This window comes from Shewanella sp. M16, assembly GCF_018224605.1.
In the GTDB taxonomy this organism is placed as follows: Bacteria; Pseudomonadota; Gammaproteobacteria; order Enterobacterales; family Shewanellaceae; genus Shewanella; species Shewanella oncorhynchi.
In genome coordinates this window covers 125,143-140,462 of sequence record NZ_JAGTUL010000009.1, presented here as the reverse complement: position 1 = coordinate 140,462, position 15,320 = coordinate 125,143, and the positions used below count along the sequence as shown (strand labels likewise).

Genomic DNA, 15,320 nt, shown 5'->3' with positions numbered 1-15,320 from the left:
TATATTAATGCAGAATACGACTTTTACCTTAACGCTAAACTGCATACAAACGTCTAATAAGCATCTATGCTGTAGGTCATTTTAATCGGCAAAATCCACTGATATTAGGGCTTGAAAAATCCTAATCTCGCCCACAGATTTCTGTTCAGCAACAAGTATAAAACAGCCGACAAAATAGGCTAAAAAAATTAACATTTATTAATATAATGAACTTTTTCAATAAGGTGCGAGTCAGAGTGATTACCTAGGCAAATAGCCGGTACCGATACAGATTTGATCTGGCACTCGCACGATTGCTGATGCATTACATCCAGATCTTTCAACCCTTATTTGGAGTTATGAATAGATGAAAACAAAATTATCTGTACTTTCAGCCGCAATGTTAGCCGCGACCCTGACTATAATGCCTGTCGTCTCACAGGCCGCCATTCCACAGACGGTTGAGGGACAATCCATTCCAAGTCTTGCGCCTATGCTTGAGCGTACGACGCCCGCAGTCGTATCAGTAGCGGTAACGGGGACTCATGTTTCTAAGCAAAGAGTACCTGATGTTTTCCGTTACTTTTTCGGCCCTAATGCGCCACAAGAGCAAGTGCAAGAACGTCCTTTTAGAGGCTTAGGCTCAGGCGTGATTATTGACGCAGAAAAAGGCTATATCGTCACGAACAACCATGTGATTGACGGTGCTGATGATATTCAAGTTGGTCTTCATGACGGCCGTGAAGTAAAAGCAAAACTGATTGGTACTGACTCAGAGTCAGATATCGCATTATTGCAAATTGAAGCAAAAAATCTCGTCGCAATCAAAGCCTCTGATTCCGATGATTTACGCGTAGGTGACTTTGCCGTTGCCATTGGTAACCCCTTCGGTTTAGGTCAAACCGTCACCTCGGGCATTGTTAGTGCTTTAGGCCGGAGCGGCTTAGGCATTGAAATGCTGGAAAACTTTATTCAAACCGATGCCGCGATTAACAGTGGTAACTCGGGTGGCGCACTCGTCAATCTTAACGGCGAGTTAATTGGGATTAACACCGCAATCGTAGCACCGGGCGGCGGTAACGTCGGTATTGGCTTTGCCATCCCAGCTAATATGGTGAAAAACCTCGTGGCACAAATTGCCGAACACGGAGAAGTACGCCGCGGTGTATTAGGTATTTCGGGACGTGATCTCGATAGCCAACTCGCCCAAGGTTTCGGTTTAGACACTCAACACGGTGGCTTCGTGAATGAAGTAGCCAAGGGCAGTGCCGCAGAGAAGGCCGGTATAAAAGCAGGTGATATTATCATCAGCGTTGATGGCCGTGGTATTAAGTCATTCCAAGAACTGCGGGCTAAAGTCGCTACTATGGGTGCAGGTGCTAACGTTGAGTTAGGACTCATCCGTGACGGTGATAAGAAAACAGTTAAAGTGACCTTAGGTGAAGCGAGCCAAACCAGTGAAACAGCAGCTGGTGCCGTGCATCCTATGCTGCAAGGTGCGTCCTTAGAAAACTCATCTAAGGGCATTGAAATTACCGATGTCGCACAAGGCTCACCCGCGGCCATGAGTGGCTTATTAAAAGGAGATGTAATTGTCGGTATTAACCGCACTGCGATTAAAGATCTTAAAACACTGAAAACACAACTTAAAGATCAAGAAGGTGCCGTTGCACTGAAGATAATGCGTGATAAGAGCATGTTGTATTTAGTCCTACGTTAATCGACAAAATAGGCCATTTTTTCTGCCACAGATAAGCATAGGGAGCCTAGGTTCCCTATGCTTACATCGATTAAACATGTTAATCTAACTCACCTTTTTCTAGATCCATCCTGCCATGACTATAAAAGACACTCTGTTATATCTCGGTAAAGCCACCCTTTTCGGCCTTATCATGGCGGCCATGTTTTTATTGGTGACACGTTATTTCGATAACCAATCCCTCGGTAGTAGTCTGCTACAAACCCGTGCCAACAACACAGTCGAGCTATCCTTTGCCAAGGCGGTACGCCGTGCAGCTCCTGCTGTTGTCAATATTTATAGCCTCAGCATAGATCAGAATCGGCCGCTTAATTCAGGCTCACTTCAAGGTCTAGGTTCTGGGGTGATAATGAGTAAAGAAGGTTATATTCTCACTAATTATCATGTCATTAAGAAGGCCGATGAGATTGTTGTCGCCCTGCAAGATGGACGCAAATTTACCTCTGAAGTGGTTGGCTTCGATCCTGAAACCGATTTATCGGTACTTAAAATTGAAGGCGATAACTTACCAATTGTCCCCGTTAATCTCGACAGTCCGCCTCAAGTCGGTGATGTCGTACTAGCTATTGGTAATCCCTACAATTTAGGCCAGACCATTACCCAAGGCATCATCAGTGCCACGGGGCGTAACGGCTTAAGTTCAGGTTACTTAGACTTCCTACAAACCGATGCAGCGATTAATGCGGGTAACTCGGGTGGCGCACTCATTGACACTAACGGCAGCCTTATTGGTATCAATACCGCAGCATTCCAAGTGGGTGAAGAAGGCGGCGGCCATGGGATTAACTTCGCTATCCCGATTAAATTAGCCCACAGCATTATGGGTAAGTTGATTAAAAACGGCCGCGTGATCCGTGGTGCTTTGGGTATTTCAGGTGAACCTATCAACCCTGTCATTGCACAAATTCTCAATCTGCCCGATTTAAAAGGTGTAGTCATTATGGGTGTCGATCCAAATGGCCCAGCGGCCCGTGCCCAGCTAATGCCAAGGGATGTGATTATTAAATACGATGGTGAAGATGTGCCAGGCGTTGAAATGCTAATGGACCGCATCGCTGAAACCACACCGGGTAAGAAAGTGATGATGACTGTGATACGCCAAGGTAAACAACAAGAGTTGCCTGTGATTATCGATGAGAAGGTTGTGATCGATAACTAGAGCGTCACTCAACATTGCGAGCTCAACTGCAGAAAACAAAAAACCAGCTTTTAGCTGGTTTTTTAATGATTCAAAATTAGCTTAAGTCAGTAACAGATCACTGAATACGCACAACCTGTGCGCCTAAACCTTGAAACTTATTCTCAATATGCTCATAGCCACGATCTAAGTGATAGATACGATCGACAATCGTCTTACCATCGGCCACTAAGCCTGCAATCACTAGACTCGCTGACGCACGTAAATCCGTCGCCATTACCTGAGCACCACTTAAAGATTCAATCCCTTGAATGATGCAGGTATTACCTTCAAGCTCCATGGTAGCGCCCATACGGATAAGTTCGGGCACATGCATAAAACGATTTTCGAAGATAGTCTCAGTTATGGTTGCCGTGCCTTGCGCTAAGGCATTGAGTACACAAAACTGCGCCTGCATATCGGTTGGGAAACCAGGATAAGGTGCCGTCTTGATATTCACCGCCTTCGGACGTTTACCCTGCATATCGAGCTCAATCCAATCTTCGCCCGTAGTAATCGTCGCGCCTGCATCTTCAAGTTTTGCGATAACCGACTCCAGTGAAGCAGGATCGGCTTTTAAACAACGAATGCGACCACGGGTCACCGCAGCGGCCACCAAAAATGAACCGGTTTCGATACGATCTGGCATGACTCGGTAATTGCAGCCCTGTAAACGCTCAACACCTTGGATACGCAATGTCGCACTGCCTACACCAGTGATTTTTGCACCCATGGCAATTAAGCAATTAGCGAGATCGATCACTTCAGGTTCGCGGGCCGCGTTTTCAATCACGGTTTCGCCATCGGCCAATGCTGCGGCCATCAGTAAGTTTTCGGTGGCACCAACACTCACCATGTCCATAAAGATATGTGCGCCTTTAAGACGACCATCAACACGGGCCTTGATATAACCTTCTTTCACTTCAATCTTGGCGCCCATCATTTCGAGGCCATGTAAGTGCAAGTTCACTGGTCTTGCGCCAATGGCACAGCCGCCAGGCAATGACACGTCAGCAGTACCATAACGAGCCAATAACGGCCCTAAGATCAAGATAGAAGCACGCATGGTTTTCACTAGATCATAGGGAGCGCAAAACTCATTCAGATTAGTGGTAGAAATGCGGATCTGTCCGTCACCGAGTTCAGTAACTTCAGCGCCGAGACAGCGTAATAACTTACAGCTCGTACTCACATCACGCAGATTGGGTACGTTAGAAACCACAAAATCGGTTTCAGCCAATACACCCGCCATCAGAATAGGCAAAGCTGCATTTTTAGCACCCGAAATAATCACATCACCGGCAAGCGGGGGGCTTGCCTGAATTGTTAGTTTATCCACTTTTCCTCACTAGCTAGGCATGTTGAAAACTTTTTCGCGTTTCCATTGAGTCGGCGTGAAAGTTTTGATCGTTAATGCATGTAATTCACCGCTGGCAATGTGTGCCGTCAACGGTGCATAAATGGCTTGTTGCTGTTTGACTCGGCTCATACCATCGAAGCATTCACCTACGGCGATCACTTTATAATGGCTACCATCCGAGCTAGCGTGAACTTCTTCAAGCCCTAACGCATCACGTAAAATCTGTTCGATTAAGCTGCATTCCATGAAATCTATTACCCTATTCTCAATGCGCTTCTTCGGTAAAGAAGGCATCTAAATCATATAAATCAATTAGTTTTTTAAGTTGTGGTGAAGCAGAACTCAATACAAGTTGGCTGCGATGTTCACGCACTAACGCCAGCAAAAATGCCATGCCAGCGCTATCACTGTATTCGAGCCCAGACAGAGACAATATCTGGGTTGACTCATTTAGCAGTTGTTGCCGCTGTGGCCAAAGTGTAATGACATCGGCTTGGGTTATGCGCCCTTTGAGATGACAAACTGTCCCCTGTTGCACAAATTCAATCACGACTGTGACTTCCCTGATTTAGCCTTCATGACCACTTTCTCTTTTGTGCGATCTTCGAGCATCTTAATCACTGGATCGATACCCTGTTGGCGAATTAGATTAGAGATTTCCGACTGCTTAGAAGACAGTAAGCTCACACCTTCGGCAACTAAATCAAATGCCTTCCATGAGTCATCCTTTAAACGGCGCGCCTTAAACAACAGTTTAATCGGTGGGCGACCGGCTTCGATGATCTGCACGTTTACATCGACCATTTTCTCTTTGCTGAAATCAATCCCAGGTGAGAATTCCACTTTTTGATTAGTATATTCAGTAAAGGCTTGAGCATAAGTAGAGATTAAATAACCTTCAAAAGCATTGACGAAACGATTGCGTTGCTCTTCGGTTGAATCCTTAAGATATTGGCCTAATACCTTATAAGAAGCGTATTTATAATCGACATAAGGCATGAGTTCTTCACGCACAATCACCTTTAAATGGTCTGAATTTGCGTCGATTAATGCTTTATCTTTGTGAAAACGATCGAAGGTTTTATTGGCAACGGCTTTCACCATGGCATACGGATCTGTCGTATCGACAACCACATCAGCGGCGACTGCGCTCGTTGCCCCTAAAACCATCACTAACGGCAATAAAAAACGAGATAAGTTTTTAAACATAGCGGTAACCCCTATTTATCCTTCGAACCCATACTATATAAGAACTGACCAATCAGCTCCTCCAACACTAATGCCGAGCGAGTGTCGTCAATCTTATCGCCATCTTTCAGCATACTGACATCATCGTCGACAAAACCCGGTGTTAACCCTAAGAATTGTTCGCCCAACAAACCCGAAGTCAAAATGGCTAAACTACTGGTTTCAGGGAATTTATCGTAACGCTTGTCCATCACTAATGTGACCACAGCCACTAACTTAACTGGGTCTAAATCTATGCTGCTCACTCGGCCAACGACAACACCGCCAACCTTGACTGGCGAACGCACCTTCAAACCACCAATGTTGGTAAAATTGGCTTGTATGGTATAAGTGCTATCGCTGCTTTTCACTTCAATATTGGCGACGTTAAAGACTAAGACCAAAAAAGCGGCCAATCCTGTTAAAAGAAACACACCCACTAATAATTCAATTTTTCGTGTCAACATGTTCAGCTACCACTCTGTTAATCCATCTAACCTGTGTCGAAATCCGCAGTGTTCCGTTAGCGGCCAAACATCAGGGCTGTCAGTAAAAAATCCAATGCCAATACAGCGAGGCTCGACTGAACGACAGTCTGGGTCGTTGCACGGCTGATGCCTTCCGGATTTGGGATCACTTGATAACCGCGATATAACGCAATCCAAGTGACCACTACGGCAAACACACCACTTTTGATCAAGCAGTTAACTATGTCCTGACGCCATTCGACAGACGCCTGCAGAATCGACCAAAACGCACCACTGTCGATCCCTTTCCATTCCACGCCAACAATGTGCCCGCCATAAATACCTACAGCGGTAAACATCAACGCCAGCAATGGCATACTGATCACTCCAGCCCAAAAGCGCGGTGCAATAATCTGCCTTAATGGGTCAATCGCCATCATTTCTAAACTGGAAAGCTGCTCAGTACTTTTCATTAAACCAATTTCAGCGGTTAATGCTGAACCCGCCCGTCCCGCAAACAATAACGCGGTAACAACTGGCCCTAACTCACGCAGTAAACTGAGCGCCACCATAGGACCTAAGCTTTCTTCGGTGCCAAAACCAACTAAGATGTTGTAGCCTTGCAGTGCGAGCACCATGCCGATAAAGAGTCCTGAGACTAAAATAATCACCATGGATTGCACACCGACCACATAAATCTGGCGCACTAATAACGGAAAACCTTTACGCACGCGTGGCCAGCGAAAAATCGCACCCCACAGCATAAGGCCTGCACGGCCAAAACCGAGCACTAGCTCAATCGCGCTGCGGCCTAAGTCGGCAATACTGTCGATTAACTTCACTTGCCAACTCCTTTTGCCATTAATTCTTGCTGGTAATCATTTGCCGGATAATGGAACGGCACAGGGCCGTCCGGAGCACCTTGAATAAACTGTTTCAGCTGCGGATTATCAGCGTACTTTAATTCTTCAGGGGTACCATGGGCGATGACTTTTTTGTCAGCCACCACATATACATAATCGGCAATGCCAAGCACTTCATCCACATCGTGGGACACCACAATTGAAGTCAGATTCAGCGCATCGGATAACTCACGAATAAGCTTTACTAACACGCCCATCGATATTGGGTCTTGCCCTGCAAAAGGCTCATCGTACATCACCATTTCAGGTTCAAGCGCTATGGCTCTAGCTAATGCGGCGCGGCGTTGCATACCACCGGACAATTCGCTTGGCATCATCTGAGCGGCACCACGTAAACCTACGGCTTCAAGCTTCATCAGCACGATAGTGCGAATAATGTCTTCAGGCAGTCCAGAATGTTCACGCAGCGCAAACGCCACGTTATCGAACACATTAATGTCGGTAAACAGCGCACCACTTTGAAACAGCATGCTCATCCGCTTACGCAGACTAAATAATTCATTACGACTCACGCCATGGATATCGTGACCGTCGAATAACACTTGTCCATGATCAGGCGTTAATTGGCCGCCAATCAATTTCAACAGGGTCGTTTTGCCTATGCCGCTCGGCCCCATGATCGCCGTCACCTTGCCCCTTGGAATGGACAGGCTAATATCTTCATATATCACACGCTGACCGCGGCTAAACCCCAAATTACGGATCTCAACCAACGGCGTTTGTTCTTGAGTCATGCTTGATTCCGACATTTGCAAATGAGGTGATCCTAGTCTTCCGAGACTGACCAATCGAAGAGCCGCAAATTGTACGTAATTGCGCTTTAACCTACAACCGAATCGACACTATCGCCCTCCGATACTTTCAATTTGCCTCATTTACAGCGAAAATGCGCCCTAAGTTTTCACTCTGCACAGGTAAAATGTTACTTAATGTTTTCAACCTGGTTGCAGAATTGGCAGTATTGGCTAATTCGTTCGCACTTAGCTCACTCTTTGCCCACTTTTATCGGGGAGAGTCGATACGCAATTGCGCAATAGAGGCATCCCATAGGGTAATACCCGCTGCGATATGGAATAAATCCATTGAAATAAACGACAAAGACGATGATATTGCTCAAGACCTTCTGCCGCTAAACACGTTATTGTGCGTGAATAGCTAACGCAGCTGAACTTGACGAGTCGGATCAATCGCTCTAGCCTGCCGCAATTGTTTTGCTGTTTTCGGTAATAAACCACAGTAAGACATAAGCTAAATTGTCTGAAAACAAACTAATACTTGGCAGAAAGCCTATTACATATCATCTTTATCGCGTACCAAATTGTGCTATTCCAATCCCATCAATGGGGCGACAAAGACAATGCAAAAAGAGAGATAGACATGGTAGACAAATCACAACTGCGCCAATGGGGTTGTAAAGTTATCGACATTGAAAAGTCAGCCCTAGACAATCTTTATCAATATGTTGATTCGGCTGAATTTGCAGAAGCTTGCGAGTTGATCCTCAACTGCACAGGCAAAGTGATTGTCATGGGAATGGGCAAATCGGGCCATATCGGCAATAAGATTTCAGCCACCCTCGCCAGCACAGGAACGCCCGCATTTTTTGTGCATCCGGGTGAAGCCAGCCACGGCGATCTGGGTGTATTGGCCGATAACGATGTGATTTTAGCGATTTCAAATTCTGGTGAGTCGAGCGAAATCCTCACCTTAATGCCGGTCATCCAACGTATGGGCGTGCCTGTTATTGCGGTAACGGGTAAACCCGAATCGAATATGGCGCGATTATCTAAAGTGCATTTATGTATTGAAGTCCCAGAAGAGGCTTGCCCACTTGGACTTGCCCCAACCTCAAGTACCACAGCAACCTTAGTGATGGGCGATGCCATCGCCATTGCGCTACTACAAGCTAAAGGCTTTACCCGTGATGATTTTGCTATGTCCCATCCTGGCGGTGCATTAGGACGTAAGTTGCTGTTAAAAGTCTGCGATGTCATGCATAGCGGTGATGACTTACCGCTCGTTAACCACGATATTTGCATCACAGAAGCTCTGTACGAAATCTCCAAGAAAGGCTTAGGCATGACGGCGATTATTGATGATCAGCGCAAGCTGGTTGGTATCTTCACCGACGGTGATTTACGCCGCGTTATTGATGCCGAAGTGAATTTACGCACGACGCCCATTGCCGATGTGATGACCCGTAACTGCGTCACGATCACAGATAATGTGTTGGCCGCCCAAGCACTGCAAGTGATGGACTCAAAAAATATCAACGGATTAATTGTTATCGATAAAGATCGCCATCCTATTGGCGCTCTTAACATGCTCGATATGGTAAAAGCAGGAGTCATTTAATGCCACAGCAAGGATTTTACGGCCCAATCAGTGATGATGTGTGGCAACGCGCGCAAAAGATTAAACTGTTAATCTGTGACGTCGATGGGGTGTTTTCCGACGGCCGTATTTACTTGAGCAATAGCGGCGAAGAGCTCAAAGCCTTCCATACCCGTGACGGTTATGGCGTGCGCTCACTACTCACCAGTGGTTTCAACCTCGCCGTGATCACAGGACGTCAATCCAAAATCGTTGAAAACCGTATGACAGCCCTTGGTGTTACCCATATTTACCAAGGCGTAGACAATAAGTTCGAGCCCTATGAAGCATTGCTCGCACTTTATGGTGTCACCCCAGAAGAAGTGGCTTATATCGGTGATGATATTGTCGATCTCCCCGTGATGAATGTCGTCGGTTTAGCGGTCAGTGTTGCTGACGGCCACCCCTATGTACGCCAACACGCCCATTTTGTGACTACGCTCAATGGTGGCCACGGTGCACTGCGTGAACTCACAGATCTGTTACTCCTAAGTCAAAATAAATTCACTTCGGCCCATGGAATGAGTATATGAGTCGTGTGACACTCGCAATTATCGCTTTTTTTGGAACTGCACTAGCGCTTTACTGGCAGGTCCAGAACAAACACAGCGGTGATTCCGATAACAGAGTAAAAGATCAAAATACCCCAGATTTCATCGTTGAAGATCTGCGCAGTGTTGAGTTCAATGAGCAAGGACTAGTGAATAGCCGTGTGACGGCGAAACACATGGAACATTATGATTCAACGAATCAAACTTTCTTTACTCAACCTGTTTATCTTGTTTATCCAGACCAAGGTAAAGCACAATGGCAGCTCAGGGCAGATCAGGGCAAGCTAAACAAGGAAACTGGCAAGGTTGTATTAGAAAATAATGTTATTATCGATGCCATTAGCCCAGAAGAACCGATTCAGACCTTGTCCACCAGTTATCTGGAACTCGATCTCAACACTATGATAATGACCTCTGACCGTACCATTTACGTCACAGGGAAAGATTTTAATATTCAAGGCCAAGGCCTTTATGCCGACCTCAACGCGCAAGAAGTGCAATTGACCAGTCAGGTAGTAGGAACATATGAAGCAAAATAACGTATTACTTGCCAGCCTAATGCTAATTATGAGCATGAGTGCTTTCGCGAAAGTCGGCGACTTAAAGCAAGAAGTCAAAATTAAAGCTGTGAGCCAAACTGCGGATATCAAAAACAACCAGATCATCTTCTTTGGTCCGGTGGAAGTTACCCAAGGCTCAATAAAAATCCAAGCAAATGAACTGCGTGCATTTTCCGCTGAAGGTGAAAATAGCAAAACTTTGGTCGCCACAGGCAACCCTGCTACGTATAGCCAGATATTAGACGATGGCCGTCCTGCATCGGCTAGCGCGAAAGAAATTCGTTACGATATGGCAAGCCGCACCTTAACGCTGAAAGGTATGGCGTCATTAGATCAAGCGGGTAGCCAAGTTACAGGCAATTTAATCCGCTATAACATGATTCAACAGAAATTGATGGCCGAGAGTACTGGCAGTGGTGACGATCGCGTGATCACTATTATTCAGCCTGAAAACTATCAAGATGATGCTAAATCAGACGCTCCGGCGGATAAACCTGTAAAAAAGCAGGACTCTAAATGACCCAAATCACCTTAAGAGCACAAAATCTGGCGAAAAGTTACAAGAGTCGCCAAGTGGTTAAAGACGTCAGTCTGACGGTAAAAACCGGTCAAGTCGTTGGCCTACTCGGTCCAAACGGTGCAGGTAAAACCACGACCTTTTACATGGTTGTCGGGCTAGTGAAGAGCGATAAGGGACATATCTTTATCGACGATGATGATTTAACCGCAGATCCTATGCATCTGCGTGCCCGCAAAGGCATAGGTTACTTACCGCAGGAAGCCAGTATCTTTCGTAAGCTAACTGTTCATGACAACATCATGGCCGTACTGCAAACTCGTAAAGAACTTAAAAACGAAGAACGAGAAGAAGAACTAGAACATCTGCTCGAAGAGTTTCATATCACCCACATCCGTGACAGCCAAGGCATGTCATTGTCGGGTGGCGAACGTCGTCGCGTCGAAATTGCGCGGGCTTTAGCCGCTAATCCTAAGTTCATTTTGCTCGATGAACCGTTTGCCGGCGTCGATCCTATTTCGGTTATCGACATCAAGAAGATTATCGAACAACTCAAAAGTCGCGGCCTTGGCGTACTGATCACAGACCATAATGTCCGCGAGACATTAGATGTATGTGAACATGCTTATATTGTGAGTCACGGAAACCTGATTGCCGAAGGAACTCCAGCAGAGATCTTAGACAATCAGCAAGTTAGGGCTGTGTACTTAGGTGAACAATTCAGGCTATAGTTAATCGAGCGAAGCCAATGGAGGCAATTTATACCGCCATTGGGCTTCACTCAAGATAATAATAAGCGACCTCATCCAACAATAATAACGTAGGGATCAGCGGTAACATGAAAGCGTCACTCCAGCTCAAACTGGGTCAACAGTTAACCATGACGCCACAACTACAACAGGCTATACGTCTGTTGCAACTGTCGTCATTAGAACTGCAGCAAGAGATCCAGCAAGCATTAGATTCTAATCCCCTTCTCGAGCTGGAAGAGGATCAATTCGACGCCACTAAAAACCCTGTAAACCAAACGCTATCCGATACGGATTTCAGTGAATCTAGCACTCTGCCACCAGAAAAAGACAGCTCCACCATAGACACGGCAGAGTCGCTAACCAAAGAATCCATGCCCGATGAGCTCCCCATGGACACCACATGGGATGAAGTGTTTACCGCCTCCCCAAACTCAGGCCCCGGCGGCAGTCGTGAAGACGATATGCCCTTCCAAGGCGAGACCAGTGAAGGGTTGTACGAACACTTAGAATGGCAAAAAAACCTCACGCCGTTTTCTGAAACCGATTTAGCCATTGCCACCGCCATTATTGATGCCATCGACGATCAGGGCTATCTCACCCAAAGCACTGAAGAAATTCTCGAAGCCATGGGCAATCCTGAAGTTGAGCTTGACGAAGTCGAAGCCGTACTCAAGCGTATTCAGCATTTTGATCCCATAGGCGTTGCCGCCCGCGATTTAAGTGAATGCCTGCTGATCCAACTGTCGCATTTCGCCGCTGATACTCCCAACCTAGAAAACGCCCGTATGCTGATCAAAGATCATTTAGATCTGATCGCCGCCCGAGACTTTAGGTTATTGATGCGTAAGACTAAATTAAAAGAAGATGAATTAAGGGATGGTATAGCACTTATCCAAACCCTCAATCCTCGCCCAGGTTTGTTGATCACGCCCAATAATGACGAATACGTTATCCCAGATGTGTCTGTGTCGAAGAAAAATGGCCGCTGGGTTGTTGAGCTTAATCCTGACTGCATGCCCAAAATCAATGTAAATCAACATTATGCTTCTATGGCACGCAGTACCAAAAACCAAGCCGATAGCCAATTTATTCGCGGCCATCTGCAAGAGGCTAAATGGTTTATTAAGAGCCTAGAAAGCCGTAACGATACTTTGCTTAAAGTTGCTAATTGCATAGTGCAATATCAGCAAGGTTTCTTTGAGTACGGTGAAGAAGCCATGAAGCCTATGGTGCTTAACGATATTGCCGAAGCGGTAGAAATGCATGAGTCCACCATCTCACGGGTCACAACTCAAAAATACATGCATACCCCTAAGGGACTTTTTGAACTAAAATACTTCTTCTCTAGCCACGTCGGTACTGACGATGGTGGTGAGTGCTCATCCACAGCAATCAGAGCCTTTATAAAGAAACTGGTGGCAGCGGAAAACCAGAAAAAACCATTAAGCGATAGTAAGATGGCACAACTTCTGGCAGAACAAGGGATCAACGTAGCCCGCAGAACCATTGCGAAGTACCGAGAGGCTATGCTTATTCCACCTTCTAATCAGCGTAAAAGTTTATAACCTACAGTGGATATCGGAGGACGTTTCTATGCAAATAAACCTAAGTGGGCACCATATCGAAATTACCGAATCGTTACGTGCATATGTAGAAGAAAAGTTTTCAAAACTTGAACGCCATTTCGAACAGATCAATAATGTGCACGTTGTGCTCAATGTTGAGAAAATGCAACAGATTGCCGAAGCGAGAATAAACCTCATAGGTGGTGAAGTTTTTGCTACTTCAGAGCATGCTGACATGTATGCCGCTATAGACGCCCTGATTGACAAGCTTGACCGTCAGGTTATTAAACACAAAGAGAAGTTAACAAAACACTAATAATGGAACTTTGTACCATACTGCGGCCGGAGTGCACTACCTGCGCCACTCCGGGCAGCAAGAAAAAGGTACTGGAACTCATCAGCGACTTAGTCGCTGCCCAGTACCCGACCCTCTCATCTCAAGAGATATTCGAAAGCCTAGTGGCGCGCGAAAAGATGGGGAGCACAGGTATAGGTAACGGCATCGCCATTCCACATGGTCGACTAGCCGATATAGATCAGCCCATTGCCATACTAATTAAGTGTGAAGAGCCGATAGCATTTGATGCTATCGATAAGCAACCTGTTGATATTTTATTTGCACTACTGGTGCCTGCAGACCAATGTCAGCAGCACTTAAGTACCTTGTCTTGCATGGCCGAAAAGCTGAGCGACAAGCAAATATTAAAGCAATTACGCAAGACGCATGATGAAACGGAACTCTATCAGGTAATCACTGGATGAAACTGGTCATAGTGTCGGGCCGCTCAGGCTCAGGCAAATCTGTCGCCCTTAGGGTACTCGAAGATCTCGGCTATTATTGTGTCGATAACCTTCCCTTGCCATTGATTGGCAGTTTGCTTGAGCAACTCAAAGGCAGTAACGATCTCGTCGCCATCAGTGTCGACGTGCGTAACATGCCTGAGCAGGATAAGGTCTTAGTGAAACAACTCGCTAGCCTACCACCAGATACTGAGTTAACGAGCTTCTTCCTTAACTCCAGCGATAAAATTCTGCTCAAGCGTTACAGCGAAACCCGTCGTTTGCATCCTTTGTCGAAGAGCCGAGTCTCTTTGCAAGAAGCGATAAAGCTGGAGGGAAAACTGCTCGAGCCTATGTCAAAACTGGTCGATCACTACATAGATACGTCGAATTTGAATATCTATGATTTAAGTGACCAAGTCAGACAAATTCTCCTTGGTAGTGTCGATAAAGAACTCGTGATCAACTTCGAGTCCTTTGGCTTTAAGCACGGAATGCCCACCGAAGCCGACTTTATGTTCGATGTGCGCTTTCTGCCCAATCCCCACTGGGAGCTGGCGCTGCGGCCATTGACTGGCTTAGATGAACCCGTAGCTGAGTTCTTAAATCGCCAACCACTGGTCAATAAGTTCATCTGGCAAATCGAAAATTTACTGGAGACTTGGCTGCCGCACCTCGAGCGTAACAATCGCAGTTATTTAACTGTGGCCATTGGCTGCACAGGTGGACAGCACAGATCGGTTTACGTCGCAGAGCAATTGGCAAAACGCTTTAGTAACGGTAAACATAAAGTTTATGCCCGTCATCGAGAGCTCAACAATGCCAAAGCTTGAACGTCAGATAACTATCTGTAATAAGCTCGGTTTACATGCCCGTGCCGCCACTAAGTTGGTGGTACTGGCTTCCGAGTTTGATGCGACCATCACCTTAATCCAAGGCGATAAACAAGCATCGGCCGCCAGTGTACTTGGCTTACTGATGCTTGAAACTGGTATGGGTAAAACCATTAAGCTGATCGCCGAAGGCCCAGATGCAGAGCCGGCTCTCGATGCCATTTGTGCCTTAATCGACGCTAAGTTTGACGAAGCCTGTTAGTTTCACTTCACACTAAGCACTTCATCGTTAGTTTCACTTCATGTCTAGTTTAAAAAACTTGCCATTCACACATGGCAAAACATTTGTCGCTCGACGATACAAGCCACTGGCGATTACACTAGCGGTCATTGCGCTGGCGCTGGCCTTAACCTTACCTTAGCCGTCTTAATCTATGTCATCGACTGACGCTTAGTCACCGCTAAATCCTAGCCCAACACTAAGATCTCAAACCAAT

At 46.1% G+C, this 15,320-nt stretch carries 19 protein-coding genes; 12 read left to right on the top strand and 7 right to left on the bottom strand.

What is annotated here, in order from left to right; all coding sequences use genetic code 11:
* Window positions 1-346 precede the first annotated feature (346 nt).
* Both degQ and degS read left to right on the top strand, forming a co-directional pair.
* Window positions 347-1,699: a DegQ family serine endoprotease gene (gene degQ, locus KFE26_RS08410; protein ID WP_212600142.1), complete on the top strand. Its 1,353-nt coding sequence runs from the start codon at window positions 347-349 to the stop codon at window positions 1,697-1,699.
* Between the two features lie 115 nt (window positions 1,700-1,814).
* Entirely contained in the window at window positions 1,815-2,897 is a 1,083-nt protein-coding gene (degS, locus tag KFE26_RS08405) for an outer membrane-stress sensor serine endopeptidase DegS (RefSeq protein WP_212600141.1), read from the top strand.
* Between the two features lie 97 nt (window positions 2,898-2,994).
* Here the strand turns inward: degS and murA are convergent, their stop codons facing one another.
* Genes murA through mlaF form a run of 7 tightly spaced genes read right to left on the bottom strand, consistent with a single transcriptional unit; the run spans window position 2,995 to window position 7,626 of the window.
* Complete coding sequence (gene murA / locus KFE26_RS08400; protein WP_105251399.1) at window positions 2,995-4,254, bottom strand: UDP-N-acetylglucosamine 1-carboxyvinyltransferase; 1,260 nt, start codon at window positions 4,252-4,254, stop codon at window positions 2,995-2,997.
* A gap of 9 nt (window positions 4,255-4,263) precedes the next feature.
* Window positions 4,264-4,521, bottom strand: a complete 258-nt coding sequence (locus tag KFE26_RS08395) for a BolA family protein (protein ID WP_006086065.1) — start codon at window positions 4,519-4,521, stop codon at window positions 4,264-4,266.
* 19 nt (window positions 4,522-4,540) lie between these two features.
* Complete coding sequence (locus KFE26_RS08390; protein ID WP_105251398.1) at window positions 4,541-4,825, bottom strand: lipid asymmetry maintenance protein MlaB; 285 nt, start codon at window positions 4,823-4,825, stop codon at window positions 4,541-4,543.
* Complete coding sequence (locus tag KFE26_RS08385; RefSeq protein ID WP_105251397.1) at window positions 4,822-5,484, bottom strand: phospholipid-binding protein MlaC; 663 nt, start codon at window positions 5,482-5,484, stop codon at window positions 4,822-4,824. Before KFE26_RS08385 ends, KFE26_RS08390 begins: the two co-directional genes overlap by 4 nt.
* Window positions 5,485-5,495: 11 nt before the next feature.
* Complete coding sequence (gene mlaD / locus KFE26_RS08380) at window positions 5,496-5,969, bottom strand: outer membrane lipid asymmetry maintenance protein MlaD (protein ID WP_028759401.1); 474 nt, start codon at window positions 5,967-5,969, stop codon at window positions 5,496-5,498.
* Between the two features lie 56 nt (window positions 5,970-6,025).
* A complete protein-coding gene (gene mlaE, locus KFE26_RS08375) occupies window positions 6,026-6,811 on the bottom strand; it encodes a lipid asymmetry maintenance ABC transporter permease subunit MlaE (protein WP_006083062.1) in 786 nt (261 codons plus the stop codon).
* Window positions 6,808-7,626, bottom strand: a complete 819-nt coding sequence (mlaF, locus tag KFE26_RS08370; RefSeq protein ID WP_063882287.1) for a phospholipid ABC transporter ATP-binding protein MlaF — start codon at window positions 7,624-7,626, stop codon at window positions 6,808-6,810. Before mlaF ends, mlaE begins: the two co-directional genes overlap by 4 nt.
* Window positions 7,627-8,269: 643 nt before the next feature.
* On the opposite strand from mlaF, the gene KFE26_RS08365 reads away from it, so the two are divergent.
* From KFE26_RS08365 to KFE26_RS08320, 10 genes are all read left to right on the top strand, one after another.
* Window positions 8,270-9,247 carry a KpsF/GutQ family sugar-phosphate isomerase gene (locus KFE26_RS08365; RefSeq protein WP_168825500.1) on the top strand — a complete coding sequence of 326 codons (978 nt, stop codon included), beginning with the start codon at window positions 8,270-8,272 and terminating at the stop codon, window positions 9,245-9,247.
* Complete coding sequence (gene kdsC, locus KFE26_RS08360) at window positions 9,247-9,798, top strand: 3-deoxy-manno-octulosonate-8-phosphatase KdsC (protein WP_028759542.1); 552 nt, start codon at window positions 9,247-9,249, stop codon at window positions 9,796-9,798. The genes KFE26_RS08365 and kdsC overlap by 1 nt, the downstream gene beginning before the upstream one ends.
* Window positions 9,795-10,355, top strand: a complete 561-nt coding sequence (gene lptC / locus KFE26_RS08355) for an LPS export ABC transporter periplasmic protein LptC (RefSeq protein WP_105251394.1) — start codon at window positions 9,795-9,797, stop codon at window positions 10,353-10,355. Before kdsC ends, lptC begins: the two co-directional genes overlap by 4 nt.
* Window positions 10,342-10,896 carry a lipopolysaccharide transport periplasmic protein LptA gene (gene lptA / locus KFE26_RS08350; protein ID WP_105251393.1) on the top strand — a complete coding sequence of 185 codons (555 nt, stop codon included), beginning with the start codon at window positions 10,342-10,344 and terminating at the stop codon, window positions 10,894-10,896. Before lptC ends, lptA begins: the two co-directional genes overlap by 14 nt.
* A complete protein-coding gene (lptB, locus tag KFE26_RS08345) occupies window positions 10,893-11,624 on the top strand; it encodes an LPS export ABC transporter ATP-binding protein (RefSeq protein WP_105251392.1) in 732 nt (243 codons plus the stop codon). The genes lptA and lptB overlap by 4 nt, the downstream gene beginning before the upstream one ends.
* A 107-nt stretch (window positions 11,625-11,731) precedes the next feature.
* Window positions 11,732-13,210 carry an RNA polymerase factor sigma-54 gene (locus tag KFE26_RS08340; RefSeq protein ID WP_212600140.1) on the top strand — a complete coding sequence of 493 codons (1,479 nt, stop codon included), beginning with the start codon at window positions 11,732-11,734 and terminating at the stop codon, window positions 13,208-13,210.
* 28 nt (window positions 13,211-13,238) lie between these two features.
* Window positions 13,239-13,526, top strand: a complete 288-nt coding sequence (hpf, locus tag KFE26_RS08335) for a ribosome hibernation promoting factor (protein ID WP_028759468.1) — start codon at window positions 13,239-13,241, stop codon at window positions 13,524-13,526.
* A 2-nt stretch (window positions 13,527-13,528) separates the two neighbouring features.
* Window positions 13,529-13,972: a PTS IIA-like nitrogen regulatory protein PtsN gene (gene ptsN / locus KFE26_RS08330; protein ID WP_006083071.1), complete on the top strand. Its 444-nt coding sequence runs from the start codon at window positions 13,529-13,531 to the stop codon at window positions 13,970-13,972.
* Complete coding sequence (gene rapZ / locus KFE26_RS08325; protein ID WP_105251390.1) at window positions 13,969-14,823, top strand: RNase adapter RapZ; 855 nt, start codon at window positions 13,969-13,971, stop codon at window positions 14,821-14,823. Before ptsN ends, rapZ begins: the two co-directional genes overlap by 4 nt.
* A complete protein-coding gene (locus KFE26_RS08320) occupies window positions 14,810-15,085 on the top strand; it encodes an HPr family phosphocarrier protein (protein WP_006083073.1) in 276 nt (91 codons plus the stop codon). Before rapZ ends, KFE26_RS08320 begins: the two co-directional genes overlap by 14 nt.
* Window positions 15,086-15,320: the final 235 nt, after the last annotated feature.

Excerpts from the sequence above, each read along its gene's own strand:
- KFE26_RS08385 (WP_105251397.1), bottom strand. The coding sequence starts at position 5,484 with ATGTTTAAAAACTTATCTCGTTTTTTATTGCCGTTAGTGATGGTTTTA.
- KFE26_RS08320 (WP_006083073.1), top strand. The coding sequence starts at position 14,810 with ATGCCAAAGCTTGAACGTCAGATAACTATCTGTAATAAGCTCGGTTTA.
- mlaD (WP_028759401.1), bottom strand. The coding sequence starts at position 5,969 with ATGTTGACACGAAAAATTGAATTATTAGTGGGTGTGTTTCTTTTAACA.
- KFE26_RS08340 (WP_212600140.1), top strand. The coding sequence starts at position 11,732 with ATGAAAGCGTCACTCCAGCTCAAACTGGGTCAACAGTTAACCATGACG.
- rapZ (WP_105251390.1), top strand. The coding sequence starts at position 13,969 with ATGAAACTGGTCATAGTGTCGGGCCGCTCAGGCTCAGGCAAATCTGTC.
- lptA (WP_105251393.1), top strand. The coding sequence starts at position 10,342 with ATGAAGCAAAATAACGTATTACTTGCCAGCCTAATGCTAATTATGAGC.
- KFE26_RS08395 (WP_006086065.1), bottom strand. The coding sequence starts at position 4,521 with ATGGAATGCAGCTTAATCGAACAGATTTTACGTGATGCGTTAGGGCTT.
- degQ (WP_212600142.1), top strand. The coding sequence starts at position 347 with ATGAAAACAAAATTATCTGTACTTTCAGCCGCAATGTTAGCCGCGACC.
- lptB (WP_105251392.1), top strand. The coding sequence starts at position 10,893 with ATGACCCAAATCACCTTAAGAGCACAAAATCTGGCGAAAAGTTACAAG.
- lptC (WP_105251394.1), top strand. The coding sequence starts at position 9,795 with ATGAGTCGTGTGACACTCGCAATTATCGCTTTTTTTGGAACTGCACTA.
- mlaF (WP_063882287.1), bottom strand. The coding sequence starts at position 7,626 with ATGACTCAAGAACAAACGCCGTTGGTTGAGATCCGTAATTTGGGGTTT.
- hpf (WP_028759468.1), top strand. The coding sequence starts at position 13,239 with ATGCAAATAAACCTAAGTGGGCACCATATCGAAATTACCGAATCGTTA.
- ptsN (WP_006083071.1), top strand. The coding sequence starts at position 13,529 with ATGGAACTTTGTACCATACTGCGGCCGGAGTGCACTACCTGCGCCACT.
- degS (WP_212600141.1), top strand. The coding sequence starts at position 1,815 with ATGACTATAAAAGACACTCTGTTATATCTCGGTAAAGCCACCCTTTTC.
- kdsC (WP_028759542.1), top strand. The coding sequence starts at position 9,247 with ATGCCACAGCAAGGATTTTACGGCCCAATCAGTGATGATGTGTGGCAA.
- KFE26_RS08365 (WP_168825500.1), top strand. The coding sequence starts at position 8,270 with ATGGTAGACAAATCACAACTGCGCCAATGGGGTTGTAAAGTTATCGAC.